Consider the following 16781-nt stretch of genomic DNA (forward strand, 5'->3'; position numbering starts at 1 on the left):
ACCCTATCGCCGGTACCCTGTGCGCGCGGTCCCGGCCGAGCTGCCAAACTTAGGAGATCATGACGCTGACCGATCGCCTCCCCAGCTCCCCCGAACCCGACGCCGTCTTCGATGCCTTCCAGGCCTGGGTGACCGAGCAGGGCCTGACGCTGTACACGCATCAGGAGGAAGCGCTCATCGAGATCGCGACCGGGGCGAACGTCATCCTGAACACGCCGACCGGTTCCGGGAAGAGCCTGGTCGCGACGGGTGCGCACTTCGCCGCGCTGGCGTCCGGGCTGACCACCTTCTACACCGCGCCGATCAAGGCGCTGGTCAGCGAGAAGTTCTTCGCGCTCTGCGCGGTCTTCGGCGCGCACAACGTCGGCATGCTCACCGGTGACGCCAGCGTCAACGCGGACGCGCCGATCATCTGCTGCACCGCGGAGATCCTGGCGAACCTGGCGCTGCGTGAGGGCGCCGACGCCGACGTCGGCCAGGTCGTCATGGACGAGTTCCACTTCTACGCCGAGCCGGACCGCGGCTGGGCGTGGCAGGTGCCGCTCATCGAGCTGCCGCAGGCCCAGTTCATCCTGATGTCGGCCACGCTGGGTGACACCACCCGCTTCGTCGACGATCTCTCGCAGCGCACCGGCCGCGCAACAGCGGTGGTCGCCAGCGTGGAGCGGCCGGTCCCGCTCATTTTCGAGTACGCCATGTCGCCGCTGCACGAGGGCATCGAGGAACTGCTCAAGACCAAGCAGGCGCCGGTCTACATCGTGCACTTCACGCAGGCCGCGGCGCTGGAGCGCGCGCAGTCGCTGATGAGCATCAACATGTGCACCCGCGAGGAGAAAGACAAGATCGCTGCGGCGATCGGCAACTTCCGCTTCACAGCGGGCTTCGGGCGTACGCTCTCCCGGCTGGTCCGGCACGGCATCGGCGTGCACCACGCGGGCATGCTGCCGAAGTACCGCCGGCTCGTCGAGACGCTCGCCCAGGCCGGCCTGCTGAAGGTCATCTGCGGTACGGACACGCTCGGCGTCGGCATCAACGTGCCGATCCGCACCGTGCTGTTCACCGGCCTGTCGAAGTACGACGGAGTGAAGACCCGCCTGCTCAAGGCACGTGAGTTCCACCAGATCGCGGGCCGGGCCGGCCGGGCCGGGTTCGACACCATCGGCACCGTCATCGTGCAGGCCCCCGAGCACGTCATCGACAACGAACGCGCCCTGGCGAAGGCCGGCGACGACCCGAAGAAGCGCCGCAAGGTGGTCCGCAAGAAGCCGCCGGAGGGGACGATCGGCTGGGGCCGGCCCACGTTCGACCGTCTTGTCGACGCCGAGCCGGAACCGCTGACCTCGTCGTTCCAGGTGTCGCACGCGATGCTGCTGAACGTGATGAACCGGGGTGGCGACCCCTTCCAGGCGATGAAGCACCTGCTCACCGAGAATCACGAGGAGCCGAACGCGCAGCGCCGGCACATCCGCCGGGCCATCGCGATCGCCCGGGCCTTGATCGCCGGCGGTGTGATCGAGCGTGTCGTCGCCCCGGACGGCACCAGTGCGACGTACCGCCTGGTCGAGGATCTGCAGCTGGATTTCGCCCTGAACCAGGCTCTGTCGCCCTTCGCACTCGCCTCGCTGGAACTGCTCGACAAGGAATCACCCGAATACCCGCTCGACGTGGTGAGCGTGATCGAGTCGACTCTCGAGGACCCGCGCCAGGTGCTCTCCGCGCAGCGCCAGAAAGCGCGCGGCGAGGCCGTCAACGCGATGAAGAGCGAGGGCATCGAGTACGAGGAACGGATGCAGCTCCTCGAGGACGTGACGTACCCGCAGCCGCTGAAGGAACTGCTGGACGCCGCCTACGAGACCTATCGGCAGGGCCACCCGTGGGTCGCCGACTACGAGCTCAAGCCGAAGACCGTTGTCCGCGACATGTACGAGCGGGCGATGACCTTCACCGAGTACGTCTCGTACTACGGCCTGTCCCGTTCCGAGGGCCTGGTGCTGCGATACCTGGCCGACGCGTTCCGCGCGCTGCGCCAGACGGTGCCCGAGGACGCCCGCACCGAGGAGCTCACCGACCTGATCGAGTGGCTCGGCGAACTGGTCCGCCAGGTCGACTCCAGCCTGCTCGACGAATGGGCCCGGCTGCAGAACCCCGGCGCCGAGATCGCCGAGGTACGCATCGACGACAAGCCGCCGGCGGTCACCCGCAACGTCCGGGCGTTCCGCGTCCTGGTCCGCAACGCCATGTTCCGCCGCGTCGAGCTGGCCGCGCTGCGCCGCTGGGACCTGCTCGGCGAGATGGACGCCGAGTCCGGCTGGCCGGCCGAGCGCTGGCAGAAGGCCATCCAGGAGTACTACGACGAGTACGACGAGCTGGGCACCGGCCCATCGGCGCGCGGTCCGGCGTTCCTGCACATCGACCAGGGCGCGGCCGTGTGGACGGTCCGCCAGGTCTTCGAGGACCCGAACGGCGACCACGACTGGGGCATCGAGGCCACGATCGACCTGGAAGCCTCCGACGAGGCCGGCATCGCCGCGATCACGGTGACGGCGGTCGGCCCGCACTAGAGGCCGGCCCTTGCACTGCTGCGGCTGCCCACTGCTCGGCGGTGAGTTCGTACTCGATCTCGCCCTGCTCCGCCCCCGGCAACGGGTGGTCCCAGTGCTCGTGGAAGTTGCGCACGTACCGCATGCCGACCGCCCGCATGACCGCCTGCGAGCCCTCGTTGACCACCATCGTCTGGGCGAACACCCGCCGCAGGCCAACCGTCGCGAACCCGTGCCGCAGCAGCTCCCGGGACGCCTCGCTGGCGATGCCACGCCGCCACTGCTTGCGCGGGATCCGATAGCCCAGCTCGGCACTGCCCGGACCACCCTCGGGCTGCAACGCCAGCAGCCCGGCGAAGTCGGCGCCGTCGAACGCCATCCAGTAACCGAGCCCGTCCACCACCCGGCCGAACGCCATCCGCTTGCGGTGCGATTCCTCCACCTCGTCGCGGGAGCGCGAGCGCCCGTACAGGTATCGCAGCACCTCCGCGTCCGCGTCCAGCTCGGCCTCCAGGTCGAGATGCTCGTCGGCGAGCGGGCGCAGAACCAACCGTGAAGTACGCAGAACGGGTTGCGGCATCCGGCAATCGTGGCATGCCGACGATCCCCCGTTCACCCCGTTTTGGCCGGGCGTTGACGCTCACCCGGCACGGTGACGGCGTGACGACAAAATCCACATCGGCCGGTGCGGCGCTCGCCCTCGTGGTCGCGCTGGCCGCGGTGCCGGCGTCCGCGTCCGCACACACACCGGCAACCGGGAACTGTTCGGCCGACGCGTCGCTGCTCGGCTTCTCCGACGCCCTCGACAAGACCACGTTCGACGGCACGCCGGTGGCCGGCCTCTCCGCGCTCGCCGTGAAGAACCGCACGCAGGCCCTGGCGCTTGTCGACAACATCGGCACCACGCCGGCCCGGATCTACCACCTCGACCTCAGCAAGGAACCGAAGGTCACCGGGATCACCCGGCTGGGCTCCTACACCGGCGCCGACTTCGACGGCGAAGGCCTCGTGCGGGAAAGCACCGGAAAGACCATCCTCGCCAGTTCGGAGAAGGAGCCGTCGATCCGCCGCTTCCGGCTCTCCGACGGCGCCGAGATCGCCTCCCTCCCGGTCCCGGCCCGCTTCCAGGTCACCCCGGCCGGCGAGGCCGCGGTCAACCAGACCTTCGAGGCACTCACCGTCACACCCGACGGACGCCGGCTCTTCGCCGGCATGGAGGGCTCACTCTCCGGCGACGGTCCCGGTCTCAACCGGATCATCGGGTACGCGGGACGCGCGGGCACCGCCTACACCCCGCAACTTCAGTACGCGTACCGCCCCGACACCAACCTCGGTCTCGTCGAGCTGATCGCGCTCGGTGGCGACCAGTTCCTCTCCGTCGAGCGCGGCTTCACCGCCGGCGTGGGCAACACGGTCCGGGTCTTCCGGGTGTCGGCGACCGGAGCCCCGGACGTCTCCAGCGTCACCTCACTGTCGGCGCTCACCGACCCGCGGGCCTGGCTCGGCAAGGAGCTGCTGTTCGACGTGGCGCAGTGCCCGCCGTCCGGCGCCACCGCGAAGCAGCCGCAGCCGAACCCGCTGCTCGACAACATCGAGGGCGCCGCTCTCGGCGAGAGCCTGCCCGGCGGCCGCCGGGTGCTGCGGCTGATCTCCGACGACAACGGCAGCGCCACCCAGATCACCCGGGTCTACACGTTCGCGGTCAAGCTCCGTGCCGAGCCCACCCTCGACGGGCGGGCGCTGATCCCGGCGACCGCGTACCAGCCGGGCCCGGTCTCCGGCACCCAGCTCGCGCCGGACACCGTGAACGGGATCACCCCGCCGTTCCCGGGCCAGCCGATCCCCGGTTTCTCCGCGGTCATCACCTCGGACAAGCCCGGCCGTTTCCTCGCCATGCCGGACAACGGGTTCGGGGCGAAGAACAATTCGGCGGACTTCCTGCTGCGCGCCTACGACATCAAACCCGCCTTCGGTACGCACCAAGTAGCGATCAAGGGCCACATCAGTTTCCGCGACCCCGGGCACAAGATTCCGTTCCCGATCGTCAACGAGAACACCCGGGACCGGCTGCTGACCGGCGCTGACTTCGACATCGAGTCGCTGGCCCGCGACGCACAGGGCAATCTGTGGATCGGTGACGAGTTCGGCCCGTACCTGATCAAGGTGGACCGGACCGGCAAGGTCCTGCAGGCGCCGATCCCGCTGCCCGACGGCGGCAAGTCGCCGCAGTCGCCGGACCTGGCCGCCGGGGAGACCGCGACCGTACCGGCCAGCCGCGGCTTCGAAGCCCTGGCCGTCAGCCGGGACGGCACGACCCTGTACCCGATCCTCGAAGGCGCCCGCATCGACGACGCCGACCAGCGCCGCCGAATCGTCTACGAGTTCTCCGTGGTGAAGAACGCGTACACCGGCCGTACCTGGTCGTTTCGGGTCGACGACGCGTCGCTGCTGGTCGGGGACGCCGCCGTGCTCGACGGGCGGCGGCTGCTGCTGATCGAGCGGGACAACGCGATGGGCGTACAGACTCGGATCAAGCGTCTGGTGACCACCGACCTGGACCAGGCAGGGGCCGGTGGGGCTCTGCCCCGCAGAACGGTCACCGACCTGATGCGCATCGCTGACCCGCGTGGGGTGTCGACGCCGGCCCGCCCGGGTGAGTACGGCGTGGGGCCGCTGTTCTCGTTCCCGCTGCAGTCGGTCGAGTCGGTGCTGCCGCTCGGTGGTGACCGGGTGCTGGTGGCGAACGACAACAACTTCCCCGGCAACGACGGCCGGATCCCCGGCAAGGCCGACGACACCGAGCTGATCACCATTACCGTGCCCGGCCTGCGCGGCTAGGACTTCGCGGTCGGGCCAGAGCTTTCACCGGTCGCGTCGCCGACCCTGGCGAAACCGATCGGGTGATCTTCGGGAAAAACGGTCTACCGGACCGTTGATCAACACATGACACGGAGATTCGGCGCCGCGGTGGCGGCCTGCGCGCTCGGCCTGTCCCCGGCCGCGCCCGCGAGCGCGGCCGGCGAAGGCGTCGCCATCAGCTATCCGGCCGAGGGGCAGACCGTCGGCACCGGGCCGCTCACCGTGACCGGTTCGGTCACCCCCGGCGGCGAAAAGGCGCAGGTCATGTACGCCGTCGACGTCTCCGGGTCGACCGGTTCGCCGTCCGGGCTGGACTGCGGCGGCGACGGTTCCGTGACGGCGAAGCTGGACGACTTCAACCAGGACGGATCGGTCGGCGACACGCTCGACTGCGAGATCTCCGGCGTCGTGTCGCTGAACGCCGCCCTGCGCGCCGTGCCGAACGCCGACAACCGGATCGCGGTGGGGCTGACCGGGTTCGGCGACGACGCGGCGGTGGCCGATCTCGATCCCGGTGACGGGCAGCGGGCGTTCGTGGCGCCGGGCGAGACCGGCAGCGGGCGTGACGTGGTTCCCCGGGTCAACGCGGTGGCCGGCTCGCTGACCCGGGGCACGATCGGGCGCGAGACCCAGCACGACGTCGGCTCCGGCACCGACTTCGAGCGGCCGCTCGACGTGGCGGCGGCCGCGTTCACCACCACCGGCGCCCGGTGGATCTTCCTGCTCTCGGACGGGCAGGCGCCGGTTCCGGACACCACCGCGATCGCCACCGCGGGCATCCGGGTACGCACGTTCGCGATCGGCGCGGCAGCCACCTGCGCGCCGGGCTCAGCCCTCGCCGCGATCGCCACTGCCACCGGTGACCAGTGCGTACGCGTCGACGACCCGTCCCGGCTGCGTACCAGCATCGTGACGTCGCAGCCTGCCGGCATCCGGGAGGTGACGGTGGAGCGGGACGGCCGGCCGCCGTTCCCGGCCACTGTCGACAGCATCGGCAACTTCTCGGCGGCGGTGGGGACGGTCGGCAGCGGCGTGCATCAGCTCGTCGTGCGCGTGACGCTCGCCGGCGGCCGGAAGCTGGAGTCCCGCCGCTGGTTCACCGGCCGGGACGGCACCCGGTTCGTGGCGCTCGGTGACTCGTACTCCGCCGGTGAGGGTGTCGAGCCCTACGTCGACCAGCGGGTGGAGAAGATGCTGCTGGGGCTGCCGCTCTACGCGCAGACGCCCGGTTTCCTCTGCCACCGCTCCCGCAAGGGCTGGCCGCTGAAGGTGACGATGCCGGGTTCGAGCCGGCCGGTCGCGGAGAGCGGCGGCGCGTTCGATTTCGCGGCCTGCTCCGGCGCGCGCCTGGTCAACGTCGACACCCAGCAGATGACGAAGACGTACCTCGATCGGCGTACCGCGATCCCGCTGCAGAACAAGAGCCTCGGCACCGACGTGGACCTGGTCACCATGACGTTCGGCGGCAACGACGTCGGCTTCGCCGAGGTGCTCAAGCACTGCGCGGCCCAGATTCGCTGCATGAACGACGGCTTTGTCACGGCCGGCCGCCGGTCGATCTCGCTCGACGACTGGACGCGGATCCGCATCGCCCTGGTCCAGAACGAACTCGACGGCCTTTACCAGCAGGTTCGCTCCCGGGTCCGGCCGGACACTACGATCGTAGTGGCAACCTATCCGCACCTTCTCCGTGTCGGCCGGCGCCCCTGCACCGAAGGCGCAGTGATCAACAAGGACGAGCGGCAGTGGATCGCCGACCGGATCGACGAGTTCGACGACGTCATGCTGCAGCGCGCTCCCCGCAGCGGTCTGCTCGTCGCTGACGTGCGCGAACAATTCGCCGGCAACGCGGTCTGCGACGGCGACAACTGGATCACCGGCCTGCGGCTGGCCCGCGCCACCGACCTCGGCGGCGACGTCACCAGCGCCGCGTCGTTCCACCCGAACGAGAAGGGCACAACGGCGTACGCAAAAGTCGTCTCCAGCACGATCGCGGCGCCTCTGCCCGCGTACCCGATGGCCCTGAAAAGCGACGGAAGCGCGACCGCGGCAGCGAGCCGGGCCAAACCGAAGATCGCGGCCGTCCGTGCGGCGCAGCGCGCGGAATGGACGTCGCGGCCCGGACCGGTGCGCAAGGCCGTCTCCCCCGCCCTGCGTGCCGCGATTCCTCCTTCACTTCCTTTGGTACGCGTTTCCGGGCTGGAAAAATACCCTGATTCCGTGGTGAAAGCCGTCGCCGCGACCCGCATCGTGCCGATGCTCGTAGCCGACGGGGCAGCGATGCGCGGCCTGCGATCGTGCCGCAGCGACGTGGTCCGCGGCGAGCAGGTGCCGGTCGCGGCGGAGGGGTTCACCGCCCGGTCGGCGGTGACGATCCGGCTCACCGGCGAACGCACCCGCGACCGGGTCCTCGGCACCCTGACCGCTGACGATCAGGGCCGGGTGAGTGGCTGGGCGAGGATGCCGCCGGATCTGCCGGCCAGTGCGATCTCGGGGCTCGAGGTGCGCGGCGACAATCCACTCAAGGGCACAACGCTCGGTTTCGCGGTGCTGCGGGCGACGACGAAACCGGCGTGTGTCGCGCACGCGCGCGCCGCCGGCCTGCTGTCACCGACACCGCCGTCCTCGTCTCCGGCGTTTCCGGTGTTTCGGGCGTCTCCGGCGCCGCCTGTTTCACCTGTTTCACCTGTTTCGCCTGTTTCACCTGTTTCGCCTGTTTCACCCGTTTCACCTGTTTCGCCGAAGGGTGACGACGACTTGCCCATCACCGGCTCAGCGAACTGGCTGCTGCCGGCGGCCGGCAGCGGAACCGCAATGATCCTTCTCGGCACCCTGCTGGTCGCCGTCACCGTCCGGAGGCGCAGGCCATGAGACCGATTCTGATACTGCTGGGCCGCTGCACCCTGCTGGTGGTGGGCCGCAGCGCCCTGCTGTTCGGTTGTTACGCGCTGCTGATGGTCGGCGGCTGCGCGGGCGACGGGCTGAACGGGCTCGGCGGCCTGCTGAGCGAGGGCAGCACGACCGCGACGTCCTCACACAGCGACGGCCACTTCGACGGCGGCTCGGTGCTGCTGGTCGAGGCGCAGTACCCGGGCACGGTCTCCGAGGTGCTGGCGAACGTCGGCGACCGGCTCAGCAACGCGGGGTACGACCTGCGCTGCCCCGGCAGCAACGACTCGTCGGTCCCGGACGGGCAGACCGGAACGAGCGATCCGAGACAGACGTGCGCCCTGGACGGCAACGGCGTCTCCGGCACGGTGTGGCTCGGCACAGCCTCAGACCGAACAGTGCACCTCTCAGCCCTGGCCTCCTGACCCGCCCAACCGCGAGCACCAGCCACCACCGGGCGGCGGGGCGGGTGGTGGCTGGCGCTCACAGCGGCGAGGGTGGCGGCAGGCGGCGGGGGCCCCCAGATCTTGAGTGATTGCTGACCGTCTGGGTGGACTCCACTTTCGCCTTTTCTGAAGCGATAGCGGGTTCGTGGCGGCGTGGCGGCGTGGCGGCGTGGCGGCGTGGCGGTTTTCTCGGCGCGAGGTGCCGCTCGGAGATCTTGTGCGGTTTGGCCGGCCGATCGACCACGAGTGCACGAGTTTGCGGAACGGCCATCCGCGGCATGCCGGTTTCGAGTGTTCTGAGAGTGTTGTGGTGACGCTCTGCCACCACGGGAAGTGGACGGCGCCGGGCCTTGGAGACTCGTGGGTGTTCTATGCCCCCGGTTTCCACGGTTCGGCCAACGCCGTGCTTCACAGTTCCGTCGTGGCGAGCGCGGTGCTTCACAGTTCCAACGGGGTGAACGCGGCCGCTTCACAGTTCCAACGGAGTGAACGCGGCCGCTTCACAGTTCCGACGGGGTGAACGCGGGGCTTCGCCGATCTTGCGGAGTTCGGCGAACCGTTTGCGCGCAACTCCGCAAGATCGGCTAGGCCCGTTCGATCTTGTGGAGTTGTGCGGGCACGTCTGCGGGGAAGTCCACAAGATCCGAGCCGAGCGGCGCGGCTCGCGGCAGAGCGGCACGGGCAGCACGGGCAGCACGGGCAGCACGGGCAGCACGGGCAGCACGGGCAGCACGGGCAGCACGGGCAGCACGGGCAGCACGGGCAGCACGGGCAGCACGGGCAGCGCGGGCAGCGCGGAAGTGGAGGGGTGCACCGTCACTCAAGATCTGGCGGGTGCCCGCTCGGCCGCCGCCCTCAGGTGCGATGCGGGTGCGGCCGGGAACCGCCGCACGCTACGGACCGGTGATCACGCAGAACTCGTTGCCGTCGGGGTCGGCCATGACGTGCCAGGACCAGCCGTCCTCCTCGATCGGCGCGGCGGTGAGCCGGCGCGCACCGAGCCCCTCCACCCGCCTGACCTCGGCGTGCATGTCAGCGACGCGCAGGTCGAGATGGAGGCGGTTCTTGCCGGACTTCGCCTCGGAGACCCGCTGCAACAGGACCTCCACGCCGCTCCCGGCCACCGGTTTCAGTGAGCGATATCGGTCACCGCCACCCGGCTGCGCCACGTATCCGAGCACCCCGCTCCAGAACTCTGCCGACCGATCCAGATCAGCGCAATCCACGACCACCACCAACTCCACGTAACTCAAGGTAATTGATCGAAGACGATATGGTGCCCCGCATGGAGTTCTTGAAGCCGCTGGTCCTGCCTGTCACGATCCGTCCGGCCGAGCGGCACGGAGCCGTCGACCTCTACCTGCCGCCGGGCGAACCCCGGCCGACAGGCGAACCCCGGCCGACAGGCGGACCCCGGCCGGCGGTTCTCTTCGTGCACGGAGGCCCGCTGCCGCCCGGGATGCGCCCGTTGCCGCGCGAGTGGCCGATCTTCCAGGGGTACGCGTCTCTCGCCGCCGACCGGGGTGTCGCCGGCGCGGTGGTGGATCACCGGTTGCAGGGGCCGGACGCGTACCCGGCAGCGGCCGACGACGTGGCCGCCGCCCTCGAAATTATCCGTGCCGACCCGCGGGTGGACGGCGAGCGCATCGCGATCTGGTTCTTCTCCGGTGGCGGCCGGTTGGCTGCCGACTACCTGCGCTCGGTGCCGTCGTGGCTGCGTGCCGTGGCACTGACGTACCCGATGATCACGCCCTACCCGGGCTGGCCGGACGATCCGCGCTTCCGCCCGGCCGAGGCCGTGGCGGCAGCAGGCGACCTGCCGATCGTGCTGACCCGGGCAGGCCTCGACGACCCGCGGATCGCCGAGGGGGTGGCCGTGTTCGTGGCTGCCGCCGAGAAGGCGAACCTGACCATCGTCGACGTCCCGAACGGCCGCCACGGCTTCGACAACCTGGACGACACCGACGAGTCCCGGGAAGCGGTCACCCAGGCGTTCGACCTGGTCCTGGCCGCCCTGAAATAGCTCAGTCCAGCAGCCAGACGCTGACCGACTGCGCGGCCGGGGTCACCGCCACCACCAGGATCAGCAGCGACATCACGGCTCCCCCGATCAGCGCGATCGACAGCCGCCGGTGCCCGCTCTGATATCCGAGGATGAACAGCATCCCCGTGACGAACAGGGTGAACCCGGCCAGCAGCGGCGCCCAGCTGATCGAGTACGCCACCAGCCAGGACATCCGCCAGCCCGCCCAGATGTCAGCGGTGGCGGTGTACTCGTCGTTCATCGACGGGATGTACCAGTGGCCGGCGAACTCGCGCGCCCGAGCGAGGGCCAGCCCGAAGCACACCGCGTACCAGACGGCGAAGGCGAACGGGAAGGCGGCGACGAGCCAGCCTCCCGTCCGCCGGCGCGAGAACGGGAGGCTGCTGCGCGTGGTCACCGTGGTCACCGCCGCATCGTAATGGCCGGCGCCACTAAAGGAAGCTACGGGAAGAGGGTCAGACCCGGGTTCCCGGCGACGGCGGCCAGCTGGTTGCGGGTCAAGATCTCCTTGGTCGCCAGGATCAGCATGCTGGTGCCGTCCTTGCGGTACGCCTCGGCCTGGAACGTCTTGCCGGTCTCCGTCACGATCACGATCGTCTTGTCCTCCGTCACGGTCCAGGTGCAGTCCCAGTCCGCGTTCACCGGGCACTGCGACTCGGCACGCTTCGGATATTCGTGGCCCGCGATGATCCGTACCTGCATCTTGCCGCCGCGAGGCAGCTCGGCGACTGTCTCGTACTGAAGGCGCTTGGTGTTCCACGCGAACGACGGGACGTCGCTGCGCAACGCCGTGGACAGCACGCTTGTCAGCCGCTGGGCGGCGGGACCGCACGCCTCGCTCGGGCGCGGCGCGGGATGCGACTGCTGCGGCCCCGGCTCCGGTGTCTCCCGGAGGTCGACGGTGGGGCACGGCAGCACAGGGGTAGCAGGCTGAAACGAGACCCCTTCGTGCATAAATTTCGGCACAAAAGGAAAAAAAGCTACAAGAGCAATGGCCGAAAGAGCAACAACCACCCCCACCCTCACCCGGGTACGCCGACGCCGCTCCCCCGCGATCAGCGCATCGACTGAGATCCCACTCGGCGGGGCATCCGACGAAGCCTCCCGCATCCACTCGGACATGTGCACCACGTCAGACCTCCTCAGCCACAACGGCGCCACCGAGGCGCATGCGAAGCGAATCGAGAGCCCGGGCCGTCTGGCTCTTCACGGTTCCGGTGGAACACCCGAGCTGAGCGGCGGTCTCCTCCACCGACAGGTCGCAGAAGTACCGCAGCACCAGCACCGCCCGCCGCCGTGGTGGCAACTCGCCGAGCAGCGCCACGAACATCTGCCGGTCGGCCACCGACTCCGGCCCGCCGGCGGTCGCCGCCCGGTCCGGCACGGTGGTCACCGGATGCTCGCGCCGCCACGAACGGCGGCGTTCGTTGAGCATCGTGCGGACGAGGATCTGCCGGACGTACGCGTCCGGATGCTCCACCGTGGAGACCTTGCCCCAGTGCCGGTACAGCTTCACCAGCGCGATCGACACCAGGTCGTCGGCGGCGTGCCAGTCCCCGCAGAGCAGGTATGCGGTACGCCGCCAGCCGTCCATCCGGCCGGCCACGTACTCGCGGTACTCATCGACATCAACCACGATCTCTCCTCGCTGTCCCCACCTCTCAACACACCCGGTCCGGCGCGAGGTTGCTCGTGGGACGAAGCCCGGCTCACAAAAATCCCCGCTGGCGAAAACCGATCACCGTCGACGTCGTACCGTGCGCAGCATGATCCTCGGGGAAGTACTCGCGCTGATCGCCGGCGGGCTGACAGCGGGAGCGATCAACGCGATCGCGGGCGGCGGATCGCTGATCACCTTCCCGCTGCTCGTCGCCATCGGCCTGCCGGGCGTCGCCGCCAACGTCAGCAACGCGCTCTCGGTCGCACCCGGGTACGCGGCCAGCGCCGTCGGCAGCCGCCCCGACCTGACCGGCCAGGGCCGCCGGGTACTCACGATCATCCCCACGATCATCGTCGGCGCCCTCTGCGGCAGCGCCATTCTGCTGCTCACACCACGCGGCGTGTTCGACGTCGTCGTACCGTTCCTGCTGCTGGGCGCCGCGCTGATGATGGCGTTCCAGACCAAGCTGCGGAACCTGGCCCGCGGCCCGCGCGACGACGGCTCGCGCCGGAGCACGGTGCTGATGCAGCTGTCGGTCTTCGCGTGCGGGGTCTACGGCGGCTACTTCAACGCGGCGATGGGCGTGCTGCTGATCGCCTTCCTGGCGCTGGTGCTCGACGAGCCGCTGCGCCGGATCAGCGCCCTGAAGAACGTCTTCAGCGCCGTCGTCGGCACCACGACGGTGCTGGTCTACGGCATCTTCGGCCCGGTCAACTGGGCCGTCGTCGCGGTGCTCGCCCCGGCCACCATGGTCGGCGGATATGTGGGCGCCCGGCTGGCCCGGCGGCTGCCGTCGGAGATCCTGCGCTGGACGATCGTCGCCTTCACGGTGACCGTCGCGGTGGTCCTGTTCATCACCTGACCGGCTCCGGGGTGAATCGCTTGCGACCGTAGGCGAAACTGACGCCGTGACCAGCGCACCATCGACGTATCCCTGTCCCCGTTGCGGGACGACGGCCTCGGCCGGGACCGGCTGTCCGGGCTGCGGGCGGGCCCCCGACGCCGACGCCATCGAGGTGATGCGGCTGGACGCCGAGATCGCCGGCCTGCGGCAACGATTCGATGCGGCGCGCGCGGAGCTGACGACCCTGCAGACGCGGATCGGCGACGTCACGGCCCAGCGCAACCGGATCGCGTACCGGGTGGTCACTAAGGCCAAGGCCGAAAAACCGGTGACAGAACCAGCCGTCATCAACACACCGGAACCCCAACTCACCACCCTCACCGTTCAGAACGTCCTCTTCGCCCTCGGTGGCCTGCTGCTCATCGTCGCCGCGGCCGTCTTCACCGCTGTCGCCTGGGCGCAGGTGGGCGTCACCGGCCGCGCCGCAATCCTCGCCACGGCCACCGTCGCGGTCCTCGCCGTGCCTCCGTTCGCGGTCCGGCGCGGCCTCACGGCCGCCGCCGAGACCCTCGCGGCCGTCGGCCTGCTCATGATCCTTCTGGACGGTTACGCGGCCTGGGCGGTCAACGTCCTCGACGTGCGTGGCCAGGACCCGCAGCTGTACGCGGCCGCGGTCTGCGCCGCCACAGCAGTGATCGCGTCCGGATACGGCCGGCTGACCCGGCTGCCCGGCCCGGCGATCTCCGCGCTCGCCGTGGCGCAGCCGGTGCTCCCGCTGCTGGCGCTCGCCGCCGACGCCGGCGTGACCGGCTGGTCGCTGACCCTGGCCGGGGTGACCGCGCTGAACCTGGCCGTGGTCCACGCCCGCCGCTACTCCCCCACCGGCCTCGGCCTGGTCGCCTACGTCTGCGCCTTCGCCGCCGGCATCGTCGCCGCGCTGATCGCCCTGGTGGACCTGGTGTCCGCGGGCACGGCAACCGAAGCCGCCACCGCCGGCGGCCTGCTGGTGCTGGTCACGGCCCTGGCGACAACGAGCGCCGTGCTCGCCGGCAACCGCGAGGCCCAGACCGTCACGGCCGGCCTGCTCACCGCCGCCGTGTCCGTCACCGCAGCCGCCTGGTCGCTGCTGCTGGGCGCTCCCGCACTCTCAGCGGCGATCGACGAGGGTACGGGTGTGCTGCGCCTCGCCGTGGTCGCGCTGGTCGTCGCCGCGCTGGTCGCCGCGATCCGGCCCCGGCTGCCGCAGCCGGTCGGCCGGGGTCCCTGGGCGGCGGCGCTGCTCACGGCTGCGGTGCCCGCTCTCGGCGCCGCCGGTGCGATCCTGATCGCCGCGGTGAACACCGTCGACGCGGCCCGCCCGGTGTTCGACGCGCCCCTCGGCCTGGCCGTCGGCGAGCCGGATTGGACGCTGCTGGTGGCGACTGTCGCGGTGCTGTGTGCGTACGCCCTGCTGGTGAAGGCCCGGCAGCGCACGGACCTCGCGCTGATCGCCGTGGCCGGGGTCGCGGTGCTCGCGCCGGCGGCGTTCCGGCTGCCGTGGTGGACCGCGGTGATCATGGCGATGATCGTCGCCGCAGGCGCGATCGCCCTCGCGACACGCACCCGAGGCACGCGCCGGCGACCGTTCCGGATCACCCTGGCCGCGCTGCTGGCCGGATATGCGCTGCTGGTCAGCATGGGCAACCCCGCGGTGGGCGCGGCCGCATGCCTGACCCTCACGCTGCTGGCAGCGACAACTGCCTATTTCGTACGCACGGAGCCCGGCAGCAACGCCCTGGGCTCGGCAAACGCTGCGGTGAGCCTGCTCGCTTTCCCGCCGGCGGTGTGGCTGGCGCTGATGGCCGCCGATGTCCCGGTGACCTGGCAGGTGCGCGCCGAGCTCGTGGTGGCCGCCGGGTTCGCCGTGGCCACGCGGTTGACGCCCTGGTACCGCTCCGCGGCTCTGACCGTGTCGTTGCTGGTCACGACGCTGGTGCCGGTGGTCGCCCGGGCCGGCGAGGACGCGGTCGCGCTGTATGCCGCTGTCGCCCTGGTGCTGGTCGCGGCAGCTCTGCCGCCGGAGGCCGTCCGACCGGTTTCGATCAGCGCTGCTCCGGCAGCACCGATTTCTGGCAGGGCCCTGCCGGGTGGCGTGCCGGCGGCGATCGTTCCGCTGCTGGTGCTGCTCTTCGCGACCGGGCGTGACCTGGCCGCCGTGCTGATCGAACCTTATCGGGCCCTCGAGTCGTTCTGGTCGGGTGATGTGCCGGAGGTGCCGAGCGCGCGGTGGAGCTCGATCGCGGCGCTGCTGATCGTGGCCGGTGCGGCCGCGTTCGCCGCCGTCCGCCTCACGTCGCGGAGCGCGTTCCGGCCTGCTTTCCGGCTTGCTTTCTGGGCGGCTGCGCCGGTGCTCGCTGTCGTCGTTCCGCTGGTCTTCGCGGCGGTCGAGGCGCCCTGGCCGGCGGTGCCGCTCGCCGGTCTGGTCACCGGGCTGGCCGGGATCGTCGCGCTCGCACTGACCGGTTCGGCCGGCCGGTGGGGCGCGGTGCCGGCCGTGGTCCTCACTGCTCTCGCGGCGGCCGGGCTGGCCGGGACCACCCCGGTACGCGGTGCGATGCTGGCCGCGTTCGCCCTGGTCGTCGTCGCCGGAGCGGTTGCCGGTGTGTCCGGACGGGCGGAAGCGGCCCGGGCCGGCGGCTGGGTCACCGGGGCGGTTTCGGTGGTTGTTGTCGCGTACACCGCAAGCCAGATGGTGGATCTCGGACCCGGAAGCGGGCCGCTGAGCGTGCTGACCGCGGCGGCCATCGCCGCGGCGCTCGAATTCGTGCTCGCCGCGCGCCGCCCGCGTGAGGCGCCCGCCGTGGCCGCGGTCGCGCACTCGGCCGCGCTGATCGCCCTGCTGGTCGCGGGTACGACCGGCCGCGCCGCGCTGATCGCCACCCTCTGGGCGCTCGTGCTGGGCCTGCGCGCGCTGCGGCCGGGCGAACGTGCGGCGGTCCGGTTCCGTCACACGGTCGCGGCGGCGGTGTCGGTGCTGGCCGGCTGGTGGCTGTTCCTGGGTTCGCGCGACGTCACGACGGTGGAGATCTACACGCTGCCGGCGGCGGCACTCGCGCTCGGCGCGGGCTGGCTCGCCCGCCGGGGCCGTCCGTCGCTGCCGTCCTGGAGTGCGTACGGTCCGGCGCTCGCCGCCGGTTTCCTGCCGACCCTCGCAATGATCAGCAGCGGCGGCCCGGAGTATCCGCGCCGGCTCCTGCTCGGTGTGGCGGCCGTGCTGGTGCTGCTGGCCGGCGCCCGGGCCCGGCTGCAGGCGCCGGTGGTGACCGGCGGCGTGATGCTGGTGCTGACGGCGCTGCACGAGCTGGTCCAGTTCTGGGATCTGGTGCCGCGCTGGGTGCCCCTCGCGGCAGGCGGCCTCCTCCTGGTGGGCACAGCCACCACCATGGAACAACGCCGCCGCGACGTGCTGCGCCTCCGCAACGCGGTGGGCCGGATGAGCTGACCCAGCCGCGCCGGTCGC

At 70.7% G+C, this 16781-nt stretch carries 13 protein-coding genes; 7 read left to right on the forward strand and 6 right to left on the reverse strand.

From position 1 onward, the window contains the following. Nucleotides 1–59: 59 nt before the first annotated feature. The gene (locus ACQP2E_RS21505; protein WP_433824722.1) at nucleotides 60–2561 is read left to right on the forward strand and encodes a DEAD/DEAH box helicase; all 2502 of its coding nucleotides are present in this window, start codon (nucleotides 60–62) and stop codon (nucleotides 2559–2561) included. On the opposite strand, the gene ACQP2E_RS21510 is transcribed toward ACQP2E_RS21505, so the two are convergent. Continuing rightward, complete coding sequence (locus ACQP2E_RS21510; RefSeq protein ID WP_433824723.1) at nucleotides 2533–3120, reverse strand: GNAT family N-acetyltransferase; 588 nt, start codon at nucleotides 3118–3120, stop codon at nucleotides 2533–2535. The genes ACQP2E_RS21505 and ACQP2E_RS21510 overlap by 29 nt on opposite strands. 14 nt (nucleotides 3121–3134) lie before the next feature. On the opposite strand from ACQP2E_RS21510, the gene ACQP2E_RS21515 reads away from it, so the two are divergent. The 3 genes from ACQP2E_RS21515 to ACQP2E_RS21525 all read left to right on the forward strand — a co-directional run bounded on the left by ACQP2E_RS21515 (nucleotide 3135) and on the right by ACQP2E_RS21525 (nucleotide 8713). Beyond that, nucleotides 3135–5378 (forward strand): esterase-like activity of phytase family protein, encoded by a 2244-nt coding sequence (locus tag ACQP2E_RS21515; RefSeq protein WP_433824724.1) that lies wholly within the window; start codon nucleotides 3135–3137, stop codon nucleotides 5376–5378. Between the two features lie 105 nt (nucleotides 5379–5483). Beyond that, nucleotides 5484–8270 (forward strand): GDSL-type esterase/lipase family protein, encoded by a 2787-nt coding sequence (locus ACQP2E_RS21520; RefSeq protein ID WP_433824725.1) that lies wholly within the window; start codon nucleotides 5484–5486, stop codon nucleotides 8268–8270. Beyond that, nucleotides 8267–8713 (forward strand): hypothetical protein, encoded by a 447-nt coding sequence (locus tag ACQP2E_RS21525; protein WP_433824726.1) that lies wholly within the window; start codon nucleotides 8267–8269, stop codon nucleotides 8711–8713. The genes ACQP2E_RS21520 and ACQP2E_RS21525 overlap by 4 nt, the downstream gene beginning before the upstream one ends. Before the next feature lie 490 nt (nucleotides 8714–9203). On the opposite strand, the gene ACQP2E_RS21530 is transcribed toward ACQP2E_RS21525, so the two are convergent. Beyond that, nucleotides 9204–9554, reverse strand: a complete 351-nt coding sequence (locus tag ACQP2E_RS21530) for a hypothetical protein (protein ID WP_433824727.1) — start codon at nucleotides 9552–9554, stop codon at nucleotides 9204–9206. A gap of 73 nt (nucleotides 9555–9627) precedes the next feature. Further along, nucleotides 9628–9978: a VOC family protein gene (locus ACQP2E_RS21535; RefSeq protein ID WP_433824728.1), complete on the reverse strand. Its 351-nt coding sequence runs from the start codon at nucleotides 9976–9978 to the stop codon at nucleotides 9628–9630. A gap of 41 nt (nucleotides 9979–10019) precedes the next feature. Between ACQP2E_RS21535 and ACQP2E_RS21540 the strand changes: the two genes are divergently transcribed. Continuing rightward, complete coding sequence (locus ACQP2E_RS21540) at nucleotides 10020–10757, forward strand: alpha/beta hydrolase (protein ID WP_433824729.1); 738 nt, start codon at nucleotides 10020–10022, stop codon at nucleotides 10755–10757. Nucleotide 10758: 1 nt separating this feature from the next. On the opposite strand, the gene ACQP2E_RS21545 is transcribed toward ACQP2E_RS21540, so the two are convergent. The 3 genes from ACQP2E_RS21545 to ACQP2E_RS21555 form a co-directional block, all read right to left on the reverse strand. After that, nucleotides 10759–11184 (reverse strand): hypothetical protein, encoded by a 426-nt coding sequence (locus ACQP2E_RS21545; protein ID WP_433824730.1) that lies wholly within the window; start codon nucleotides 11182–11184, stop codon nucleotides 10759–10761. Between the two features lie 35 nt (nucleotides 11185–11219). Then, the gene (locus ACQP2E_RS21550; RefSeq protein ID WP_433824731.1) at nucleotides 11220–11696 is read right to left on the reverse strand and encodes a hypothetical protein; all 477 of its coding nucleotides are present in this window, start codon (nucleotides 11694–11696) and stop codon (nucleotides 11220–11222) included. Between the two features lie 214 nt (nucleotides 11697–11910). Then, nucleotides 11911–12417 (reverse strand): SigE family RNA polymerase sigma factor, encoded by a 507-nt coding sequence (locus ACQP2E_RS21555; RefSeq protein ID WP_433833993.1) that lies wholly within the window; start codon nucleotides 12415–12417, stop codon nucleotides 11911–11913. A 127-nt stretch (nucleotides 12418–12544) separates the two neighbouring features. On the opposite strand from ACQP2E_RS21555, the gene ACQP2E_RS21560 reads away from it, so the two are divergent. Together ACQP2E_RS21560 and ACQP2E_RS21565 are read left to right on the forward strand one after the other, a co-directional pair. Then, nucleotides 12545–13300 (forward strand): sulfite exporter TauE/SafE family protein, encoded by a 756-nt coding sequence (locus tag ACQP2E_RS21560; RefSeq protein ID WP_433824732.1) that lies wholly within the window; start codon nucleotides 12545–12547, stop codon nucleotides 13298–13300. Nucleotides 13301–13346: 46 nt separating this feature from the next. Continuing rightward, complete coding sequence (locus tag ACQP2E_RS21565) at nucleotides 13347–16763, forward strand: SCO7613 C-terminal domain-containing membrane protein (protein WP_433824733.1); 3417 nt, start codon at nucleotides 13347–13349, stop codon at nucleotides 16761–16763. The last annotated feature ends 18 nt before the right edge of the window (nucleotides 16764–16781 follow it).

Origin of the sequence: Actinoplanes sp. CA-015351 (genome assembly GCF_050955685.1) — a bacterium.
Taxonomy (GTDB): Bacteria; Actinomycetota; Actinomycetes; order Mycobacteriales; family Micromonosporaceae; genus Actinoplanes.